This window comes from Streptococcus sp. HMSC074F05 (assembly GCF_001808725.1).
Taxonomy (GTDB): Bacteria; Bacillota; Bacilli; order Lactobacillales; family Streptococcaceae; genus Streptococcus; species Streptococcus parasanguinis_I.
The window spans coordinates 1-3,228 of sequence record NZ_KV794391.1; the positions used below are offsets into that span (position 1 = coordinate 1).

1 protein-coding gene is annotated in these 3,228 nt (G+C 37.7%); it reads left to right on the plus strand.

The features are described from left to right. The first annotated feature begins 1,381 nt into the window (after window positions 1-1,381). On the plus strand, window positions 1,382-2,794 hold the full coding sequence (locus HMPREF2685_RS00010; protein ID WP_070464515.1) for a plasmid recombination protein: 1,413 nt from the start codon (window positions 1,382-1,384) through the stop codon (window positions 2,792-2,794). The last annotated feature ends 434 nt before the right edge of the window (window positions 2,795-3,228 follow it).

A 3,228-nucleotide genomic window follows, 5' to 3' on the forward strand; every position in this document is an offset into this window, starting at 1 on the left:
ATAGTAGATTTAAAACTTTGCAACAGAACCATATGATTTATGTGATTTAAAATAGCTATATTTGGTAGCTATTTTTTTATAATATCGTTAGGATATTTCAAAAAATAATTCTTCATGCAGTTTTTAGCAGTTTGTTTCTATAGAATCGATTTCAATATCTAAAACTTATATAAAAATCAATAAAGCCGTCTTCGCTCATCCTTTTCTAAAAAACCTCTTAGAAAAAAACAAATCAGGTAACTTTTTTTGTTTTTTATAAAATCTACATCTTATATCAATGAAGTTTTTTTGATTTTCCTAATAGGTCTCCAATTATTTTGCTTTTGTATAATCTTCTGTTTTATCAAACTGAGCTAATATTTCCTTTTTTTGCTTTTCTAATATTTCTTTCTCCTCAGACCATATACTAGTAAAGGATTGTTGAGGTTTGAAAGCAAAAAGAAGAAAATTACTGTAGAACGCAATAAATACGGTTATCAAGTTTATTAAATGGCTGAGAGAGGGAGTTGTAAGCTCTCTCTTTTTTGTCTGCGCGGTTCGCGGACAAATTGCACGTTGGTTCGTGCGAAGGCAAAGACCATTTTTTTGCTGATAATTTTAGCGCAGCTGAAATTATTTTGTTAGCAAAAAATGGGCAAGCAAAAATTGCTTCACGCAATTTTTTCGGTGCGTTGTTCGCGCCGATTTTTTCGAGACCACAAAAGTGGGCCGAAAAACGCAGTGAATTTTTTGGACCATGATGGGGCAAAAAAGGGGTGCAACCCAAGCTCTCCGCAGGAGCGTTTTACCTTTGTACGCCACGCAGTGGTGTCAAAGATGCAAAAACGTTACTCTTTGACAAAGAGTAACAGAAACGCCCCACGAAATCCCGACTTTGGATTATGAATTTTACATCTGTTTTAAATCGACAATATCGACGCAGAATAGCGGTAGCGCTGCGTCTTAGCCCGCTTTTCGGGCTAAATTGAGCGTTTTTAGTTTGTTAATGGTTTTATATACTGACCCACGTTTAAGCCCAATAATGGGCCTATATGTTGTCCATCTTTTATATAAATAATGGACTTATACATGTTCCATGATTTTATCATTTCGTGGTCTACTATATATCCCATTATTCTATATTTTCATGGTCCTATATATAGTCCATTTTCTACTCAAATCATGGACAACTATGTAGACCATTATTTGTATTTTTCATGGACTTATATATAAACCCACGAAATGGACAAAACATGGATCTCTATATCTATCCATATTTTTATTAACTAGATTATTAGCCTAGTTAAATTCTTTGAGTGTTGCGTTTTTTTCTTCTGTTTTGTCTTTTTTTTTAACAAAAAATGGCATACTATGAGTAACTCTCGAAAGGTAGGTTTAAATCATGAATAAAACAATGACATTGTCTTTCAAAACAAACCCAAGTCAAACGAATATCAGACACAACAATCGCGAATTAACAGAAAAAGAATTTAGAAGCGATGCTCATAAGCACATCCAGCGCGAAAAATCGAAATACAATATTCAGATTTTCAAACGTGATATCAAAGATGTTTATCACGAACTATTTGACGACGCACTGAACGCTTATAATGCGAAGCAAAAACGCAAAGATCGCAAGATCGATGATTATTATAAACACGTCCAGAAGTCCAAAAACTTGGACCTACAAAGGGAATTCATTGTTGCAGTCGGTAATAAGGCAGATTGGGAAAGATTGAGTTTTGAAGAAAAACAAGAGGTAGGAGAAGCCCTGGCGCGTTATGTACGCGATTTTAACGAACGGCACGATAATATGACCATTTACAATGCTATCGTCCATCTGGACGAATCTGGGGCCCCTCACGCACACTTTAACGTGGTTCCAACAGCAACTGGATACAAAAATGGGCTTGCTGTGCAACCATCGTTTAGAAAGGCTCTGGAACAGGAAGGCTTCGGCCCATCTGGGAGGGAACAGTTTAAAACGTTTAGAGATGCAGAAGTTCATCGTCTGCATGAATTTGTACATGAAATCGGAATCGACCGAAAAGCTGGGCAAACCAATGATATCAAGGATATGCGCGAATATAAAGACGCGATGGAATATATTGAGAATCGAAAATCAAGTCAGATTGTTAAAATGCAACGTGAGGAACAAGCTCATGAAGAGAAGATGGAAGAGCTAAACGAGCGATTGCGAAAGCAAGAAGAAAAATTTCAAAAGCGAGACGAGGCATTTGAGGCCCGCAAGAGACAGCAAGCTAGAGTGATCAAAGAGATGAACGATGAGCTCGTTAGCAAAGCTGAACAGCTTGACTTGAAGCGAATCGAAGATGATACGGTCGATGCGATGCTGATGATGCAGCTGATCGCAAAAAAACCGATTGATGATAAGCGCAATTATAAAATCGAAGAACGAGGCTTTGGAAAGGAAAAACAACGCTACGTCATGGTCCCAGAGAAAGATTTCGATGATTTGGCCCGGAGGGCAGATAGAGGGCCGTTGGTGAATTTGCTGAACGATTTCAAGGAACATATCCTTGGTTTAGGAATTGTGAAGCGTTTAAGAGCTACTATTGCGAAATTAAAAGAGGAAATGGCTGCTCTACTTAGGGAAAATGATAGCTTGTCTAAAGAATTGACAGCTGTAGTTGAAGACAGAAATAAATACAGGTCTCAGTTGCAGGATCAAGAATATTATCTGACAGAACGAGAACGTGATGAGATTGCTGAGAAGATTATCCAGAGAAAAGATCTTGAGTTGGAAGATGGTGAGAGAACATTTGATAGAGATGATCTCGATCTTAGCAGATAGATAATTCGCTAACTGAAATATATCATCTACACCAAAAGCGGACGGCTTTTAGCCGTCTTTCCATTGGCTTTATAATCTAAATTACAGAATTCATCTAGTGTAAATAGCCATCATCTCCCCTCTAGCTTTATACTCCCTTGTAGGCCAGCTGTGTTGCGTTTAAAACAAAAAGTAAGTCGTAAGATCACAAATGTTGGATTGATTGCTAACAAAGAGGGCGCAAGCCCTCTGGGAGCGAAGCGACCGAGAGCCGAAGGGCTCTAAGGCGAAGCCTCAAAAAATCAAACGAAGGTGTAGATTTGGGGGCGAAACGAAGTGAGACCTTATTTATATATATTTTATATATATGTTTAATAATATATTTAACACCTCAGCAAACCTTAGAGTCCCAAGGGTTTGCGAGTTTTATGGGTGTAGAAATGTCGGTTTATGGG